Source organism: Micropruina sp. (genome assembly GCF_047606665.1).
Taxonomy (GTDB): domain Bacteria; phylum Actinomycetota; class Actinomycetes; order Propionibacteriales; family Propionibacteriaceae; genus Micropruina.
Genome location: NZ_JASGEF010000013.1, coordinates 18,289 through 35,558, shown reverse-complemented (window position 1 = coordinate 35,558; position 17,270 = coordinate 18,289). Strand labels below are relative to the sequence as shown.

The following is a 17,270-nucleotide window of genomic DNA, read 5'->3' as shown; positions in this document are numbered from 1 at the left end:
AGTTCCCATGGCCGACAACGAGAAAGACAGCGAAGACCGCCCGGACGACGGCAGCCCAAGCCGCCCGGACAACGGCATCGAAGGCCGTCCGCCGGACCCGTTCGTGGCCGCCCGGATCAACGATCCGAGCGCACCGGCACCGGCGTCCCTGCAACTCGCCGGGCTGCTCGGCGACAGCGAACGGGCCGGCTACCGCCGGCTCTACCTGAACACCGCCCTGGACTACTACGTCGAATTCCGCACCGACGACGTCCTCGCCGTCGACTCGGTTGCCCCGGACCAGCCGCCGTTCGTCGGTCTGGACGCCACCCGGGTCACCCTGAAACGGGACGCCCAGGTGGCCTACGTCCACTCCCGGCCCGCTGCGGCAGTGTCCGACGCCTTCGACGTCGATGCGCAGACGGACGGATCGACCGCGGAGATCATCAGGCCCACCACCACCGTCTTCACGCGTACTCGCGGTGTCGGCTGCGTGCCCAACACGCTGCCGCCGGGATGCCAACCGGCGACGATTCCGAACACCTGCGGGCCCGGTTGCGACACCCTTCACACCCTCAGGCTCACCCAGTGCGGCACCTGCGGCGACGCCACCTGCCAGACCTGCAACCAGGCCACCTGTGTGAGTTGCGTGACCTGCGACAACGGCGTCAGCTGCCAGACCTGCGTGGCCGGGGAATGCTGGCCGACCCTCGGCGGGACCTGCATCACCTGCCGGATCACCATCTGCAACTGGAACTGCCAGCCGTCGGCGGTCGTCCGGTGCGTCACCCAGGACGGTTGCCCCACGTTGGCCTGCCCATGAGAGACGGCCCCGAACCGGACGCCGGCGAGTCCGGTGCCGCGATGGCCGCGGCACCGGTGCGGACGCATCGGCTGATTCAGCACTACCCGATCCGGCCCCGGCCCGCGTCATCGTGGCACTCGCCGCTGCCCGATGACCTGGCCGAGCGGGCATCGGCGGCGGCGTTGCTGCTCGCTGAGCGATGCACTGATCCGGCCAGGGTGACGCAGGCCAACCGGCTGTGCGTGCAGCAGACCAGGTTCCCCACGGCGCTGCACTGGGATCCGACGTCGATCGCGCAGGGAGACCTGGGCCAGGCGCTGCTGTGCGCCGAACTGGATCGGCACCGTCCCGGCCAGGGCTGGGACGTCCGGGCCGCGACCTTGGCGTCCACCACCGCGACCCTGCTCGGACGCGGCCATCGACCCGCGATGGGGTCGGTGGGCGGGTCGTCCGGAATGGCCTTCGCCGGACGCCGGATCGGTGCCGTCGCGCTGAACCCGCTGCTGCCCGGCCTGGACGGGGTGATCGCCCAGGACGCGCTAGCCACCGCCGCAGCGATCCGGGGACGCCGCGGACTGTCGGTCGGCAGCTTCGACCAGATCTCAGGCCTGGCCGGAGTCGCGCTGTGCGCCCTGCCGAACCCGGAGCAGAGCGCCCGGCCGGTGGTTCCGTTCGTGCTGCGCGCCCTGGCCGCGCTGGCTCTGGAGGGCGGCCAACCGCCCGCCTGGTATTCGCCCGCCGAGCTGCTGTACGACGACGAACAGCGCTCCTACTACCCGTTCGGCAACGTCAATCTGGGGTTGGCCCACGGCATTCCGGGGCCGCTGGCCGCGCTGGCCATCGCCGTGCTCTGCGGGGTGGGCAGCGACGATTGCCGGGCCGCCGCCGAGTCGCTGGCCGAGTGGCTCGCTGCCCACGTCAGCATGGGCGACGACGGACCCGGCTGGGACACCGTCGTCGCGCTGGCGCAGGGTCCGCAGGGTCTGGTAGAGGTGCCGGCGCACCGGGTCGGGCGGGACGCCTGGTGCTACGGCACCCCAGGCGCCGCCCGTGCCCTGTTCTTGGCCGGCCGGGCCCTGGACCGCTCCGACCTGCGCAATCTGGCCATCGAGGCGATGGCCGCGGTCTACCGGCGTCCGCCGGCGGTGCGCGGCATCGACTCCCCAACCTTCTGCCACGGCGTCTCCGGACTGCTGCAGATCACCCTGCGCTTCCACCACGACACCGGCCTGCCGCTGTTCGCCGAGGCGGCGTCCGCGCTCACCGAGCAGATCCTGGACGCCGTCGAACCCGACCGTCCGATGGGCATCGCCTGTGTGGAGCCGGGCGACAACAAGGTTGATCAGCCCGGCGTCCTGGACGGCGCGGCCGGGGTCAGCCTGGTGCTGCTGAGCGCCGGGAGCGAGGTGGAGCCGACATGGGACCGGATGTTCGCGCTGTCCTGACCGACTCAGGCCCGGACGTGGAACGCGGGGGCCGACCCCGCGTTCCACTCCTCAATGGCGCGGGCGGGTCCGTCCCCGAGCGAACCTCCGAGCCGGAACCGTCGATCGGGACGGCGCTGTACCGGGTGGCGCCCTGGGTGACGGTGCGGACGCCGTTGCTGCCCGTCGAGCGGCTGCCGTGGGTGCGCGATCCGCTGCGGTCGCTGGACGACCCCGCCGTCGTCCGGGCGCTGGCGATCGGCAGCCCCACCCTGCTGCAGAAGACCCGGCGGGCCGAGCCCGACCCCAGGGAGGCGTCCCGGACCCGGACCAGCCTGGCCCGCTACCTGATCCGGATGACCACCCGGCCCACCCCCTACGGCGGGTTCGCGGCCGTGTCGCTGGCCGGCTGGACCTCGGCCACCGACCTGTGCCTGAGTTCCGCGGACCGCACCCGGACACGCCCGGACATGGGCTGGCTACGGGGTGTGCTCGCCGCCACGGAACAACGCCCGGACGTCCGGGCACGATTGCGCTGGCGGGCCGACCCGCTGATCGCCGAGTCCGGCGACCGCCTGGTCGCCCAGGGCGGCGGTTCGGTGCGCGCCACCGAGCCGGTCCGGCTGGCGTTGGCGTCCGCGGCGTCCTGGATCGACCACGCCGACCTCGTCGAGCGGGTCGCGGCGGGCAGCGGCGGCTCCGCCGAGCAGGTCACCGGCCTGGTCGAGCAGCTGATCCAGGCCGGGCTGTTGCACAGCGACCTGGTCCCCGCGCTGACCGGGCCGGCCGCGACCGCCGGCACCGAGATCGGGGGCCTGCTGGCCAGGGCCGACCCGGCCGCGGGCGACTCGGTCGCCGAGCTGACCGAGGCACTCGTCGCCGCCGACTCCGACGCCGGATCGTCCGGTGACCACGGCGAGCCGGACGCTTTCGCCCGCGTGGCCGCGGCCGCCCGTGCCGTCGCCGACCGGGTCCGGCAGAGCGGGGTGCCCCACGACCACGACCACAATCACGGAGACCAGTCCGACACCTTCCAGACCGATCTGCTCCGGCCGCTCACCGGCGCCCTGGCAGCCGAGGTCGGGCGGGAATGTGCCCAGGCCGTCGAGGTGCTGCTGCGGATCGGGCCAGGGCCGTCGACCTCGGGCGACCTGGCCGGGTACGGACGCCGGTTCCTGGCCCGCTGGGGTGCCGGGCAGGAGGTTCCGCTCACCGAGGTGTTCGATCCGACCCGCGGGCTGGGGCCGCTGCCGCACACGCACGGGGCGGCGTCTGGCCTCGATCCGGCCGTGCAGGCCCGGCGCTCGGAGCGACTGATGAGCCTCGCCCTGGAAGCGCTCCGGGACGGACGCCGCGGCGTCCGGCTGGACGGCGACACGATCGCCGCACTGAGCGGCTGGCCGGCGACGACCGGCGGAAAACAGAGCAGCGGCACCAGGGAGTTGTCGCCACAGACCGCGCCGGACGCCCCACTGTCACTCGACGTCTCCGCGTTCCTGCTCGCCACCGACCCTGCCGCGGTCGACGCCGGCGCCTTCACCCTGGTCGTCGGGCCCAACCTGGGCGCCGGTTCGGCGGGACGCTGGCTGGGCCGGTTCGCCGACCTGTTCGGTGCCGCCGGCGACGACTATTACGCCTGGTTGGGCCGTGCCGAGGCCGATGCCGACCCGGGCTCGGTGGCCGCCGAGGTGGTCTATCTGCCGGGCACTCCGCGTTCGACGAACGTGGTGATCCGGCCCACCGTGTCAGCGCACGAGATCGTGGTCAGCGGACGGGGCAGCGCCGAGCATCAGCTCGACCTCGCCGATCTCCTGGTCGGCCACGACGGCACCCGGCTCTACCTGCGCTCGGCGAGCCTGGGCGTCCGGCTCCGTCCGACCGCCCGGCACATGCTCAACCACCATGGCGCGCCGCCGGTCTGTCAGTTCCTGGACGCGGTCGGGCTGGGCGTCCCGGCCGAGTTCTCCGCCTTCGACTGGGGTCCGGCGCAGTCGCTGCCGGTGCTGCCCCGGGTCCAGGTGGGCCGGACGGTGCTGGCGCCGGCCCGCTGGCTGCTCAGCGTGCCCGGCTGGACGCCGTCGGTGACCGTGGACGCCGGCGCAGTGACGTCCGCGATCGACCTGGCCCGCAGCCGTTGGGGCTTGCCGGAACGGGTCTACGTGACGGTGGCCGACAACCGGTTGCTGCTCGATCTCGCCCAGGCCGACGACCGCGAGCAGCTGCGTCGCGAGTTCCGGAACTCCGGCGGAACCCTGCGGCTCGACGAGGCTCTCCCCGATGTGGCGGACACCTGGCTGCCCGGCCCCGGCGGTCACTACCTCACCGAGCTGGTGATCTCGCTGGTTCGCCGTCCGGCGCCCGGATCGGCCGCCGCGGCCGGTGTCTCGCAGGGTCACGGCGCGACAACCGATGGGATCGCAAACGGGCGACCCGCGGGCGATCTTCACTCCCACCTGCCGGCGACCGGCGACCCACTCGCCCCCTGGTCGCGCCCGGCGAACCACATCGCCGTCCGGGACCGGATCCGGTTGCCGGGCAGCGATTGGCTGTTCGCGAAGTTCTACGCGCCCTACGACCAGCTGACCCGGCTGCTGACCACCGATCTGGCCGACCTGATCGACATGGCCGAGAACTCCGGGCTGGCCAGGCGCTGGTTCTTCCTTCGCTACAGCGACCCGGAGCCGCATCTGCGGATCCGCTGGCAGGGCCAGCCCGACCTGCTGGTGCGCCATCTGCTGCCGCAGGTCGGCGACTTCGCCGGGCAGCTCCTGGACGCCGGACGGATCGCCCGGCTGACCCTCGACAGCTACGACCGCGAGATCGAGCGGTACGGCGGGGCGGCCGGCATCGAGCTGTGCGAGGACGTGTTCCACGCCGACAGCGTCGCCGTCCGCAGGCTGCTCGCGCTGCCCGGACCGATGCCGGAGACTCTGGCGGCGTCCACCACGGCCCTGCTGGCCGGACTCGGCATCGACCGGTCGCAGCGGCTGGCGTTCTACCAGGCCCAGGCGGCATTGGTCGAGGACCCGCAGGTCGGCCGGGCGGCCGGCGCCGACTACCGGGACCGCAAGACTCGGCTGCGTGCCCTGCTCGGCGCCGATCCCCCGCCCGACCCGCTGGCCGACGTTCTCGACGCGCTGCGGACGTCGCTGCTGCCGGTGGGCGCCACGCTGCGCGAGGCTGAAAGGGCGGGCGAACTGGACGGCACCATGGCCGTCCTGCTGCCCAGCCTGGTGCACATGCACCACAACCGGATGGTCGGTCCGGGCCAGCCCAGCGAAGCGCATCTGGTCCAGCTGCTGCTGCGCACCGAGCGCGGACTGCTGATGTCGAGCGACGCCAGCCTTAGGCCGGCATGACCAGGACGGCCTTCACCGCCTTGCCGGAGGCGGTATCGGAGATCGCCCGCTCGATGTCCTCGAACCGATAGGTGGTGATCAGCTCGTCGAAGGGGAACTGGCCTGCCCGATGGAGGGCGAGCAATTGCGGGATGAAGGTCTGCGGAACGGAATCGCCCTCGAGCGCGCCGACGATGGTCTTGCCCGACGCGCTGATCAGCCCGAGATTCACCGTCTCGCCGGGCCGGGGCACACCGACCAATGCGATCTTTGCGCCCAACGCCGTCGCCTGCAGCAGCGACTCGATCACCGTTGCCACGCCGGTGGTGTCCACGCCGTAGTCGGCGCCCGCTGAGGTGATCTCCATGATTCGCGCGACGGCGTCGACCTCACGAGAGTTGATGGTGTGCGTGGCCCCGAGGCTCCGGGCGGCCTCCAACCGTTCGTCGATGATGTCGACGGCGACGATGGTGGTCGCGGCGGCGATCTTCGCCGCCATGATCGCCGAGAGTCCGACGGCGCCCGCGCCGGTGACCACGACGGTGCTGCCGGCCGGCACCCCGAGCGTGTTCAGGATCGTGCCGGCCCCGGTCTGGAAACCGCAGCCGAGCGGGCCGACCAGTTCCACCGGCACACCGTCGGGCAGCTTGACCACGCTCGTCGCCGCAGCGATGGCGTGGGTCGCGAATGAGGACTGCCCGAAGAAGCTCCCGTGCACGACGCCGCCATCGGCACGGCTGAAGGTGGTCGAGCCGTCCCCTCGGACGCCGAAGAAGTTCAGCGGGTAGAGGTTCAGGCAGTTGGTCGGGTGCCCGGCCAGGCAGTTGCGGCAGTGATGGCACGAGGCGAAGGAGAGCGCGACGGCGTCGCCGACGGCGAGACCGGTGACACTGTCTCCGACCTGTTCGACGACGCCCGAACCCTCATGACCCAGAACGAACGGAAAGGGGCCCGGTATATCCCCGTGCTGCACCGCGAGGTCGGTGTGGCACAGACCGGTCGCCGCGATCTTGATCAGCACTTCGTCCGGACGGATGTCATCGAGAATCAGATCCTCGAACCGGAACTTCTCCTCGACGCCGGTCAAGACGGCGGCACGCACCTCAGTGGCCACGATATTTCTCCTTCGAAAGTGGGCTGCCCTCACGGTACGTGGCGGTGCGGGCCATGTCACGGCCTATCGATCGCACGCGAATAGGGCGGCGCCGGGTGCAGCCGACCCGGAAGCCGCACCGAATCGAAACACGGGCGATACATACCCTCTGTTCACTGTGCCGATGGACCTGAACACGATCACGCGGTTCCGACGGCCCCTCTGCCGAGACGATCTGGTCCTAGAGCCGGGCGAGACACTGCTCGCCGGCGGGACCTGGTTGTTCTCCGAGCCGCAGCAGGCGACGTCCGGACTCGTCGACCTGACCGCGCTGGACTGGCCCGCGCTGGAGATCACCGAGGACGGCCTGCGGGTCGCCGCCACCTGCACCATCGCCGAGCTGGTCGCGCTGCCGCAGCAACCCGGGTGGACCGCCCAGCCACTGTTCCGGGCCTGTGCCGACGCGCTGCTGATGTCGTTCAAGATCTGGAACCTGGCCACGGTCGGCGGCAACATCTGCCGCTCGTTCGCGGCCGGGGCGATGGTGACGCTCGCGGTCGCTCTGGACGCCGAGGCCGAGATCTGGCGTCCGAACGGCACCGACCGGCGGGCGCCAGTGGCCGATCTGATCACCGGCAACGGCACCAACAGCCTCGCCGCGGGCGAGGTGCTGCGGGCTATCGAGATTCCGCAGCACGCACTGGTGGCCACCACGGCGCTGCGGAAGATCGCGCTGGCGAAGCTGGGTCGCTCCGGCGCGGTGCTGACCGGACGCCTCGACGCCGACGGCTCGGCGCTGTTCACGATCACCGCCGCCACACTGTGTCCGGTGCTGGTGCGCTACCCGGAATTGCCGGACGCCGCCACCCTGCGCGCCGCGGTCGCCGCCGCACCGGGCTACTACACCGATCCCCTGGGCGCCGCCGATTGGCGCCGCCAGGTCAGCCAGGTGCTGGCCGACGAGGTGCGCGCCGAACTGGCGGAGACCGCGCCTGATCGGGTCGGCCGATGACCGCCGAGCCCAACACCCCGGTGACTGCTGCGGACGTCCCTGGCGAGGTCCGCTGCACGGTGGACGGGGGCGAGCTGACCGGGGTTCCCGCACCCGGCCAGTGCCTGCGCACCTTTCTGCGCGAGCACGGCCATCTGGGGGTGAAGAAGGGCTGCGATGCGGGCGACTGCGGCGCCTGTTCGGTGCTGCTGGACGGACGTCCGGTGCATTCCTGCCTGGTGCCGGCCGTCCGGGTCGACGGGGCCGCGGTGACCACGGTGTCCGGGTTGGGCAGCCCCGAGGACCTGCATCCGATGCAGCGCTCGTTCTGTGACAACTTCGGCTTCCAGTGCGGATTCTGCACCGCCGGCATGATCGTCACAGCGTCCACGTTGACCCCCGACGACCTCGATGACCTGCCCCGGCTGATGAAGGGCAATCTGTGCCGCTGCACCGGCTACCGGTCGATCCGGCAGTCGATCCGGGCCGGGGTGACCGGTGCGCCGACGATCACCGACCGACCTGGGCCGGGTGAGGCCGCCGTGGGCCGGTCGGTGCCGCCGCCGGCCGGACGCCGGGTGGTGACCGGCACCGAGCCGTACACCTTCGACGTGACGATGCCCGGCGCGCTGCACCTGCGGCTGCTCAACGCCCCCCACCCGCACGCCCGGATCGTCGCCCTCGACACCACCGCCGCCGAGGCGCTGCCCGGCGTCGAGCTGGTGCTCACCCATCGCAACGTTCCCGGCGTCCGGTATTCGACTGCCCGGCATGAGCATCGCGTCGACGATCCGGACGACACCCGGATGCTCGATGACGTGGTCCGGTTCCGCGGCCAGCGGGTCGCCGCCGTGGTGGCGACGACCGCGGCCATCGCCGAGCAGGCCTGCCGGCTGATCGAGGTCGAGTACCAGGTGCTGCCCGCCGTCTTCGACCCGGAGCAGGCGCGCACGCCGGGCGCCCCGCTGATCCATCCCGACCGGACGCCGGCCGACCGCGTCGACGAAGCCCACCGGAACGTCGTCGTCGGCCTGCACGCCGGGCACGGCGGCGACGTGGACGCGGCGCTGGCGGCGTCCGAGGTGACGGTGAGCGGGGTCTGGCAGACCCAGCGGGTCAGCCACGCCCAACTGGAGACCCACGGCACCATCGGCTGGCTGGACGAGGCCGGCCGGCTCACCCTGCGCACCTCCACACAGGTGCCGTTCCTGGTCCGCGACGAACTCAGCCTGTTGCTGGAGCTGCCGAAGGAACGGGTCCGGGTGTTCACCGGACGGGTCGGCGGCGGCTTCGGCGGCAAGCAGGAGATCTTCACCGAAGACCTGGTCGGGCTGGCCGTGCTGCGCACCGGGCGTCCGGTGCAGTTCGAGCTGAGTCGAGCGGACGAGTTCCAGCGCATTTCGGTGCGGCATCCGATGCGGGTCGGGGTGAGCCTCGGGGCGTCCGCCGACGGCCGACTGACAGCGCTCAAGCTCGACCTGCTCTCCGACACCGGCGCCTACGGCAACCACTCCCGCGGGGTGATGTTCCACGCCTGCGCCGAGTCGATTTCGCTGTACAACGTGCCGGTGAAGCGGGTGGACGCCGAGGTCGTCTACACCAACAACGTGCCTTCGGGCGCCTTCCGCGGCTACGGACTGGGGCAGGTGATCTTCGGTGTCGAGTCGGCCCTTGACGAGCTGGCCATCGCACTGGACATGGACCCGTTCGAGCTGCGGCGGATCAACATGGTCCGCGACGGCGACCCGCTGCTGACCGCACATGCCGAGCCGGAGGCCGATCTGGTCTACGGCAGTTACGGCCTCGACCAGTGCCTCGATCTCGCCGAGGCGGCTCTGGCCAGGGGCAACGGGGTGGCGCCGCCGTCCGGCCCGAGCTGGCGCAGCGGCGAGGGGATGGCGGTGGCGATGATCGCCACCATGGCGCCGTTCGGGCATATCTCCCGCACCACCGTCGCCCTGCACCCGGACGGCCGCTATCACCTCGGGGTGGGCACGTCGGAGTTCGGCAACGGCACCACCACCGTGCACACCCAGATTGTGGCGACCGCGCTGCACACCGGGGTGGACCGGATCGTGGTGCACCAGTCCGACACCGACGCCGCCCCCTACGACACCGGGGCGTTCGCCTCGGCCGGCACCACGGTCGCCGGCAAGGCGCTGTACGCGGCCGCGCTGGCCCTGCGGACGACGCTGCTGTCCGCCGCTGAACGGCTCAGCGGGACGCCGGCGTCCGAACTCGCCCTCGATCGGGACGGGGTGGTGGCGGGCGAGCGGCGGCTCGGCTTCGCGGAGCTGATCGCCGCCGCCGACGCCCATCGGGTCGGCGACACCCTGGTGGCGGACGGCACCGAGCTCGGCGAGTTCCGCTCGCTGGCCTGGAACGTGCACGCCTTCCGGGTCGCGGTGGACGTCGACACCGGCGAGGTGCGCATTCTGCAGTCCATCCAGGCCGCGGACGCCGGCACGGTGATGAACCCCGAGCAGTGCCGCGGCCAGGTCGAAGGCGGAGTCGCCCAAGCGATCGGCTCGGCACTGCTGGAAGAGGTGCTGGTCGCGGACGGAGCGGTGCTCAACCCGGCGTTCCGCACCTACCGGGTGCCGCAACTCGCCGACATCGGCGACACCGAGGTCTACTTCGCCGACACCAGCGACGACCTCGGCCCGTTCGGCGCCAAGTCGATGAGCGAATCCCCCTACAACCCGGTCGCGGCTGCCCTCGGGAACGCGATTCGCCGGGCGATCGGCGTCCGGCCCTACGAGACCCCGTTCAGCAAAGACCGAGTCTGGCGCCTGGCCTCCGGCGCACAGTAGTCCTGACCGTCCCGCCCCGGCCACGCTTCCGGGATGACGCAGTTCAGGGGGACGGTTCCTTTCCGATTCAAGGAACCGTCCCCAGCGTCCAACATCCAGGCTCCCGTCACATTCCGTCATCCCGGCGAACGCCGGGATCTCTGGACGGATCCGAGTGACGGATCCGAGGGCAGGAACGGGATCCCGGATCAAGTCCGGGATGACGAGGGATGACGAGGTCCGGGATGACTTGGGCCGACGGGACGACATCAGATCGACCACAAACCGGCGGTCCCCGATCAGGCCGGCGCCACCACCGCGTGGATCGGACCCGACCCCTGCGCCAGCGGACGCGCCGCCGAACCGGTGCGGGCGGCAATCACCTCGGCCATGATCGACACCGCGGTCTCCATCGGGGTCGCCGCGCCGAGGTCGAGGCCGATCGGCGAATGCAGCCGGGCCAGCGCCTCCGCCGAAACGCCCGCCGCGCGCAGCAGGTCGAGGCGTCGCAGATGGGTGCGCCGGGAACCCATGGCGCCGATGTAGCCGGCCGGGCCGGTCAGGGCGGCGACGATCAGCGGCACGTCGAACCGCTCCTCGTGGGTCAGCACCGCGATCACCGTCCGGACGTCGACGGAGGTACCCGCCAGGTAGCGGGCCGGCCAGTCGACCACCACCTCGTCGGCGTCCGGGAACCGGTCGGCGGTGGCGAACAGCGCACGGGCGTCGCAGACCGTCACCCGATACCCCAACTGGCGACCGAGCCGGCTCAGTGCCCCGGCCACGTCCACGGCGCCGAAGATCAGCAGCCGGGGACGCGCGCGGCTGACCAGCACCGCCAGCTCCAGGTCGCCGGACAGTTCGATCACGCTGCAACGTCCGTCGACCAGCCGCTCGGCAAGCTCCTTGCGCACCACGCCCAGCACCCCGGCCGGCAGGGCCGCGTCGCCGCCGGTCAGCGTCACGACCCTGCCCAGCAACTCGTCCGGCCCACGTGACACGATCGCCAGCGCGGCGTCCAACCCTTCGGCAGCGGCGCGCAGCTCCGCGATCAGATCGGTCCGGTCGGCCTCCAGCCGGTAACCCAGCACCCGCAGCTGACCACCGCAGGACAGGCCAGTGGAGAACGCCCACTCGTCGAAACCGAGATGCTCGCTGACCGGCCCGCCCGATGCCAGCACCTGCCGCGCCAGAGCGTGCGCGGACGACTCCGCGCAGCCGCCGGAGATCGCGCCCAGCACCCGCTCGCCGGACGCCGTCGCGACCACCGCCATTGAGCAACCCACCGGACGCGGCGCCGTCCCCAGCACCCGGGTCACCGTCACCACGGCCACCGGCTCATCGGAGTCCAGCCGCTGCAACAACTCCACGGCAAGCTCGAACACGGCATCCACTCCTCACTCCCACAGCCCCGGTCACCATCAGGACTACCGGCGCCCTGTTCCGGAGCGATGAAAGCAACGTTACTTTCCGGAGACACGGGGCTCCGACCCGAAAAGCAGCCCGAAGATGGTTGCGCAGCCCGCTTCCGGACTGCACACCCACCACCAGGAGGTCGCGATGGCGACGATCACGGCGGACCGGACCGCCAGCGGGAAAGCCGGGAGCCACCCCGTCGACGAGGTGCTCCCGGCTCCCCGGTTGGCCGCCTACGGCTTCCAGCACGTGCTCGCCTTCTACGCCGGCGCGGTGCTCGTCCCGATTCTGGTGGCCAATGCGCTCGGCCTGACCAGCGAGCAGCTGATCCACCTGATCAACGCCGACCTGTTCACCTGCGGCATCGCCTCGATCCTGCAGGCGGTCGGCTTCGGCCGGGGGGCCTGGCGGGTCGGCATCCGGCTGCCGCTGCTGCAGGGCGTCACCTTCACCGCGGTGTCGCCGATGATCGCGATCGGTCTCGCCGTGATCGGCACCGGGGGGACGCCGGTCGACGGCCTGCTGACCATCTACGGCGCGGTGATCGTGGCCGGCCTGTTCACCTTCTTCGTGGCGCCGTTCTTCGCCCGGCTGCTCAAGTACTTTCCGCCGGTGGTGACCGGGTCGATCATCCTGATCATCGGGATCGCCCTGGTGCCGGTGGCGGCCGGAGACATCTCCTACGGCGCGATCGGCGGCGTCAACGGCTTCGTGCTGGACGCCGCCGGCACTTTCACCCCGGTGGAGATGTACGACTATTCGCTGCGCAATCCCGACCTGCTGCTGCAGAACCTCGGCTACGCCGGCGGCACCCTGGCGCTGATCCTGATCGTGCAGCGCTTCACCCGGGGCTTTCTGCAGACCGTCGCGGTGCTGATCGGCCTGGTCGCCGGCACCCTGATCGCCTTCCTGCTCGGCGACGCACACTTCGACGACGTGGCCGATTCCCCGGTCTTCGGCATCACCACGCCGTTCTACTTCGGCGTCCCGCAGTTCTCGGTCACCGCGATCATCTCGATGATCATCGTGATGCTGATCACCATGGTGGAGACCACCGGCGACGCCTACGCCACCGGCGAGATCGTCGGCAAACGGGTCCGGCCCGGCGACATCGCCGCCGCGATCCGGGCAGACGGACTGGCCACCACCCTGGGCGGAGTGCTCAACTCGTTCCCCTACACCGCCTTCGCCGAGAACGTCGGCCTGGTCCGGCTGACCCAGGTGAAGTCGCGCTGGGTGGTCGCCGCGGCGGGCGTGATCATGATCGTCCTCGGCCTGCTGCCGAAGGCGGCCGCGATCGTCGCCGGCATCCCGCACCCGGTGCTCGGCGGCGCCGCGCTGGCGCTGTTCGCGGCGGTTGCCGTCGCCGGCATCCAGACCCTGCAGAAGGTGGACTTCACCGACCACCGCAACAGCATCGTGGTCGGCACCACGATCGGTGCCGCCGGCCTGATCACCGGCTACGGCGCGATCGCCGGCGCCTTCCCCGGCTGGGCGCAGATCTTCTTCGGTTCGGGCATCACCCTCGGCGCGATCGTGGCGATCGGGCTGAACCTGCTGTTCTTCCACACCGGCGGCGGCGGCCAGGCGGTCTCGGGACGTCCGGGCGAAGGCCTGGTCACCATCGAGCAGGTCAACGAGATGGCCCCGACCCAGTTCGGCGATACCTTCGGCGACCTCGTCCAGGGTGCGCCGTGGGTGGTCGAGTTGGCCTATCGGGCCCGTCCGTTCGCCGACGCCTACGCGTTGCGCGCCGCGTTCCAGGACGCCATGCTCGGCGCGTCCGGCGACGAGCAGCTGGAGCTGCTGTGCTCGTTCCCCGATCTGGGCTCGTCGGCGGACACCGCACACATCCGCTACTCGGCCGATCACGACGACAAGGGTCTGCCCGCCCTGGTCGGCGAGGATTTGGACGACCTGAGCGAGCTGACCAGCGCCTACAAGGAGAAGTTCGGCTTCCCGCTGGTGGTCAGCGCCGCGGACGTGGACCGCTACGAGAAGGTGATCGCCGACGGCTGGACCAGGCTGGCGAACTCGGTCGCCGCCGAAAGGGCGGCCGGGCTGATCGAGGTGGCGAAGATCTTCAACCACCGGTTCGACGAGAAGGTCGCCGACGCCAACCCGATCGCCGCCGCCAAGGTTCGGATCGCCGCCGAGTATGGGCACTGACGGCGTCGGACGACACGTCGGTGTGAGCGCCGCCGGGGCACGTCCGAGGGACAGGCGGACGAGTTCCGGGCGGACGAGTTCCGCAGTACGTCCGCGTGCCGGGCGGACGGCCCTCGCCGGCTCGGCGGATTCGACGGATTCGATGCACTCGACGGATTCAGCGGACTCCGTGGCGGCGGTGCATCGCGGACACGTGCTGCACATCGCCGGGGACGCCGACCTGGCCACCGCCGACCGCCAGCTGGTGTCGGTGCCGGACGGCGCCCTGGTGGTGGACGCGGCGGGCGCCGTGGCCTGGCTGGGCCGGTACGACGAGCTGCCCGTTGACTACCTGTTCTGGCCGGTGGTCGGGGACGGCTCGGCGCTGCTGCTGCCCGGCTTCGTGGACACTCATCTGCACTATCCGCAGACCTTCACCACCGACGCCTACGGCGGTGGGCAACTGCTGGAGTGGCTGGAGCACTGCGTCTTCCCGGCCGAGGCGCGGCTGGCCGACGACGAGTACGCCGTCCGGGTGGCGCGCAGCTTCACCAGGCGCCGAGCCCAGGTCGGCACCACGGCCGCGATGGTCTTCGGATCAGCCTTCCCCGGCGCCCAGGACGCCCTGTTCGAGGCCGCCCGCGACGCCGGGCTGCGGCTGGTGTCGGGGCGCGGCATCCAGACCGTCGGTCCGGACAGCGCCGCACCGCTGCTGACCGGCGAGGACGAGGCGATCGCTCTGGTCGCCGACGAGATCGACCGCTGGCACTGCGCCGACACCGGCGAGGTGGCGTCCGCGCTGCTGCAGGTGGCGGTGGTGCCCCGGTTCTCGCTGTCGGTGACCCCCCGGACGCTGGCCGCGCTCGGCGAGCTGTACGCCGGCGTCCGCGACCGTGGGGTGTACCTGCACACCCACCTGAACGAGAACAACCGGCCCGGCGACGGCGAGATCGCGGCGGTCCGCGCCCGCTACGGGGTGGACAGCTATCTGGACACCTACGACGGATTGTTCCTGCCGGGTTCGAAGCGCGGCGGCGAGTCGCTGCTGGGGCGCCGCACCATCATGGCCCACGCGGTGCACTGCACGGACACCGAACTGGCCCGGCTGGCGGCGTCCGGAACCTCGATCGCGCACTGCCCCACCTCGCAGCAGTTCCTCGGCTCCGGCACCATGCCGTGGCGACGGACGGTGGCGCACGACGTCACCGTCGCGCTCGGGACGGACGTCGGCGCCGGCGACGAGTGGCTGATCCCGCGGGTCGCCAACGACGCCTACAAGGTGCATCTGTCCGAACCGGGAGACGCCTCGGTTGCGCTGACCCCGCCGCAACTGCTCTACCTGTGCACATTGGCCGGCGCCCAGGCCCTCGACCAAGACCGCCGCTTCGGCAATTTCGACGCCGGCAAGGAGGCCGATTTCGTCACCGTCGAGCCCGACCGGGACGAACACCTGGCCCTGGCACTAGCCGGTGCCGGCGACGAACCGGACCCCCAGCGCGCGCTCTACCAACTGCTGTTCACGGTGCTGATGGGGCTGCGCGAGGCGGCAATCACCGCGGTACACGTGCGGGGCCGGCGAGTGACGCCGCCCGAGCGCGACGCGCCGCCGTCCCGCCGATGAGCGCGACAACCGGCTACGCCCGGGTCGGGCGGCCCGTCGCGGAACCCGGCCCGGTGCCGGTCATCCTGCCGGGTACCAAGCGGCGGCCGATGGGCGTCCGGTCGGAGGGCTCGGCCCGCGACCGGGTGGTCGGACTGGTGCTGGCGGCCGGTGCCGGCACCCGTGCCGGCGGCCCGAAGGCGCTGCGGACGACGGCGACCGGCGTCCCGTGGCTGCGGGGCGTCGTCCGGCGGCTGCTGGACGGCGGCTGCGCCGACGTGATCGTGGTGCTGGGTGCCGCGGCGGACGCGGCGCGCGCCCTGGTGCCGGCCGAGGCCAGCATCGTGGTCTGCGACCGTTGGCAGAGCGGGCTGTCAGAGTCGTTGCGCACCGGACTCGATGCCGCCGCCCGGCTTCATCCGGACGCGGTCGCGGCGGCGATCACCCCGGTGGACATCCCGGACGGCAGCCCCGCCACGCTGCGCCGGCTGCTGATCTGGCTCGCGCCGGACTGCCTGGTCAGGGCGTCCTTCGCCGGACGTCCAGGACACCCGGTGCTGATCGGACGCCGGCATTGGCGTCCGTTCGCCGACTCGCTCAGCGGCGACTCCGGCGGCGCCTGGTACCTACGCGCCCACGGAGCGCTCTCGATCGAGTGCGGCGATCTGGAATCGGGCCGGGACCTCGACACCTGACCCGTCCCGGTGACCAGCTCGCGGATCGACACCATGCCCGTCCTCGACCCCAGGCGGCGACCCCGCAGCTGTGTACACGGCGTCCACGACGGGTAAACATGGGGGCGTGAAGATGATCGGCGTGCTCGGCGGCGGCAGAGAATGAGCATGCGGCTGCTGTTCGTCACCGACCTGAACTACCAGGCGGCCGGCCGTCGCTACTGCGATGAGGACATCGCCCTGTCCGGCGAGCTCGGCGAGCACTTCCACGTCGCGTTGTGCCACCCCCGTGACGCCGTCGCATTCATGGACGGCGCCGACGTCGTGCTGGTGCGCAACACCGGGCCGGTGGCCGAACACCTCGACGCCTACCACGCCTACCGTGCGCGCGCCGTCGAACTGGGCGTGGCGTTGTATACCGAGCCGATCGGGAAGGGGGACCAGGCGGGCAAGCAGTACCTCGTCGACCTCGCCGCGGCGGGCGACCCCGTCATCCCGACCATCGACGACCCCGCGTCCATCGATCGGCTGCCCGCTGCCGAGCAGTACGTGGTGAAGCCCAAGCAGGGTGCCGATTCCGTCGGGCTGCGATTCGTCAGCCGCGCCGAGGCCGAGACGGTCGACGAGCCGGACGTGCTGATCCAACCGCGGATCGACTTCGTTTACGAGGTGTCGTTCTACTACGTCGACCACGCTTTCCAGTACGCCCTCTACGCCCCCGACCCGAGCCGACGGTGGCAGCTGGAACCGTACGACCCGACGCCGGTCGATCTGGACTTCGCGCAGCGCTTCATCGACTGGAACGCCATCGAGCACGGAATCCAACGCGTCGACGCCTGCCGCGCCCGCGACGGTCGACTGCTCCTGGTCGAGTTGGAAGACCTCAACCCCTATCTCTCCCTCGACCGCACCGCCCCCGACACCCGGACGGCGTTCGTGGCGGCGCTGGTCCGTTCACTTCACGACTACACCGCCCGTGGGAGCCGCTGAGGGTTCAGCGGCGTCCGCGC

11 protein-coding genes are annotated in these 17,270 nt (G+C 71.5%); 9 read left to right on the top strand and 2 right to left on the bottom strand.

Annotation, left to right across the window (positions count from 1 at the left end):
• Window positions 1-7: 7 nt before the first annotated feature.
• From QM619_RS03615 to QM619_RS03605, 3 genes are read left to right on the top strand one after another with little or no spacing between them, the layout of a single operon-like run.
• A complete protein-coding gene (locus QM619_RS03615; RefSeq protein ID WP_415104405.1) occupies window positions 8-802 on the top strand; it encodes a hypothetical protein in 795 nt (264 codons plus the stop codon).
• On the top strand, window positions 799-2,229 hold the full coding sequence (locus tag QM619_RS03610) for a lanthionine synthetase C family protein (RefSeq protein ID WP_415104403.1): 1,431 nt from the start codon (window positions 799-801) through the stop codon (window positions 2,227-2,229). Before QM619_RS03615 ends, QM619_RS03610 begins: the two co-directional genes overlap by 4 nt.
• Window positions 2,202-5,567 (top strand): lantibiotic dehydratase, encoded by a 3,366-nt coding sequence (locus QM619_RS03605; protein ID WP_415104401.1) that lies wholly within the window; start codon window positions 2,202-2,204, stop codon window positions 5,565-5,567. The genes QM619_RS03610 and QM619_RS03605 overlap by 28 nt, the downstream gene beginning before the upstream one ends.
• Here QM619_RS03605 and QM619_RS03600 read toward each other — a convergent pair.
• Entirely contained in the window at window positions 5,554-6,660 is a 1,107-nt protein-coding gene (locus QM619_RS03600) for an NAD(P)-dependent alcohol dehydrogenase (RefSeq protein ID WP_415104399.1), read from the bottom strand. The two genes, QM619_RS03605 and QM619_RS03600, sit on opposite strands and share 14 nt — an antisense overlap.
• 163 nt (window positions 6,661-6,823) lie before the next feature.
• Between QM619_RS03600 and QM619_RS03595 the strand changes: the two genes are divergently transcribed.
• Entirely contained in the window at window positions 6,824-7,651 is an 828-nt protein-coding gene (locus QM619_RS03595) for an FAD binding domain-containing protein (RefSeq protein ID WP_415104397.1), read from the top strand.
• Window positions 7,648-10,443: a molybdopterin-dependent oxidoreductase gene (locus tag QM619_RS03590; protein WP_415104395.1), complete on the top strand. Its 2,796-nt coding sequence runs from the start codon at window positions 7,648-7,650 to the stop codon at window positions 10,441-10,443. The genes QM619_RS03595 and QM619_RS03590 overlap by 4 nt, the downstream gene beginning before the upstream one ends.
• Window positions 10,444-10,721: 278 nt before the next feature.
• Here the strand turns inward: QM619_RS03590 and QM619_RS03585 are convergent, their stop codons facing one another.
• Window positions 10,722-11,807, bottom strand: coding sequence for an XdhC family protein (locus QM619_RS03585; RefSeq protein WP_415104393.1), 1,086 nt, complete (start codon window positions 11,805-11,807; stop codon window positions 10,722-10,724).
• A 124-nt stretch (window positions 11,808-11,931) separates the two neighbouring features.
• On the opposite strand from QM619_RS03585, the gene QM619_RS03580 reads away from it, so the two are divergent.
• From QM619_RS03580 to QM619_RS03565, 4 genes are all read left to right on the top strand, one after another.
• Window positions 11,932-14,007 (top strand): solute carrier family 23 protein, encoded by a 2,076-nt coding sequence (locus QM619_RS03580; protein WP_415104391.1) that lies wholly within the window; start codon window positions 11,932-11,934, stop codon window positions 14,005-14,007.
• 169 nt (window positions 14,008-14,176) lie between these two features.
• Entirely contained in the window at window positions 14,177-15,607 is a 1,431-nt protein-coding gene (locus QM619_RS03575) for an amidohydrolase family protein (RefSeq protein WP_415104389.1), read from the top strand.
• On the top strand, window positions 15,604-16,281 hold the full coding sequence (locus QM619_RS03570; RefSeq protein ID WP_415104387.1) for a nucleotidyltransferase family protein: 678 nt from the start codon (window positions 15,604-15,606) through the stop codon (window positions 16,279-16,281). The genes QM619_RS03575 and QM619_RS03570 overlap by 4 nt, the downstream gene beginning before the upstream one ends.
• Window positions 16,282-16,428: 147 nt before the next feature.
• Window positions 16,429-17,250, top strand: a complete 822-nt coding sequence (locus QM619_RS03565; RefSeq protein ID WP_415104385.1) for a hypothetical protein — start codon at window positions 16,429-16,431, stop codon at window positions 17,248-17,250.
• Window positions 17,251-17,270: the final 20 nt, after the last annotated feature.